At 56.4% G+C, this 1,182-nt stretch carries 1 protein-coding gene; it reads right to left on the minus strand.

Features of this window, described 5'->3' with window-relative positions:
• Positions 1 to 10: 10 nt before the first annotated feature.
• Positions 11 to 991, minus strand: a complete 981-nt coding sequence (locus tag ACODS1_RS24085; RefSeq protein ID WP_489087634.1) for an IS110 family RNA-guided transposase — start codon at positions 989 to 991, stop codon at positions 11 to 13.
• Positions 992 to 1,182: the final 191 nt, after the last annotated feature.

Consider the following 1,182-nt stretch of genomic DNA (forward strand, 5'->3'; position numbering starts at 1 on the left):
GTAGATACTGTTATTTGACGCAAGCGACATGGAGTTCGGGGTCGAACTTTCGCCCGGACTTCAGCACACCAAAAGCCACATGCACGAGCTTGCGCATCATGGCGCCGATGATGACTTTGGCTGGCTTGCCGTTACCGGCAAGCCGGTCACGGTAGTGACGTCCCCAGTCGGTTCTGTACAGAGCCACCATCGCGGGCATGTACAGCGCACTGCGCAGCCGTGAGTGACCGACCTTGGACATCCGCGGCTTACCCCTGACGCTGCTGCCGGACTCATACTCACGCACGCTCAAGCCGGCAAAGGCAACGAATTGGCGAGCCTTGTCGAAGCGTTCGCCTCCCAGACCGTAGGCCAAGAGAACGGATAAGGTGCGTTCCCCAAGACCCGGGATGGAGGTCAGCAGTTCACGCTTGCCTCGTAACGTTGGGTCATCATCAAGCGTTTGGGATATCTGCTGTTCAATATGCTTGATCTCTTCGTCGAGCCATTGCAGATGCTTGTCCAGGCTTTCACGCACCGATTCACGGGCCGACTCGACCCGGTTTTTTTCCTCGGCGCGCATGGTCACCAGGCCTTGAAGACGCAAGACCAGCGCTTTTAAGCGCTGCTCCGAAAGTGAGGGAGCAACCCAAAGGGCAGGTTGTCGTTGCCGACAGTAGTCAGCCAACGCCCTTGCATCGAGTGCATCAGTCTTGCTGCGCAGACCCAGTGACTGAGCATGGGCTTTGGCCAGGGCTGGATTGATGACGCTGACACGATGCCCTGCATTGGCCAGATGTACAGCCACTGCCTCCCAGTAGATGCCCGTAGCCTCCATGCAGGTGTGCACAGTTCCTTGGACGTGCTGATCGATCCAAGCGCACAACCCGACAAACCCTTCGGGGTTATTGGCGAAGACCTTGTTCTTGAATTTCGCGCCCAGCATCAGGGCGCAATCGATTTTCTTCTTGGATATGTCGATTCCCAGAGGGATGAAGTCAAAAGAGCTCATGGCTTGCGCGATCCACCTTGTGAATGCTGACTCACGGCTTGTCCGGGTCGAAGATACTGTCCGATCTCTGGCAAGTTAAAGCAGGCAACCCGGTGCGAAATCTACATCACGGCCTTGTCGCCAAGGGTGGATACGGCATCCGGGTGCCTTGTGCTCAAGAGCGACTTGAGCAAAAACAAAATACAAGGGTG

This window comes from Pseudomonas sp. FG29, from assembly GCF_057809355.1.

What these genes read in the sequence shown, in the direction of transcription:
- ACODS1_RS24085 (WP_489087634.1), bottom strand. Translation starts at nt 991, where the DNA reads ATGAGCTCTTTTGACTTCATCCCTCTGGGAATCGACATATCCAAGAAG.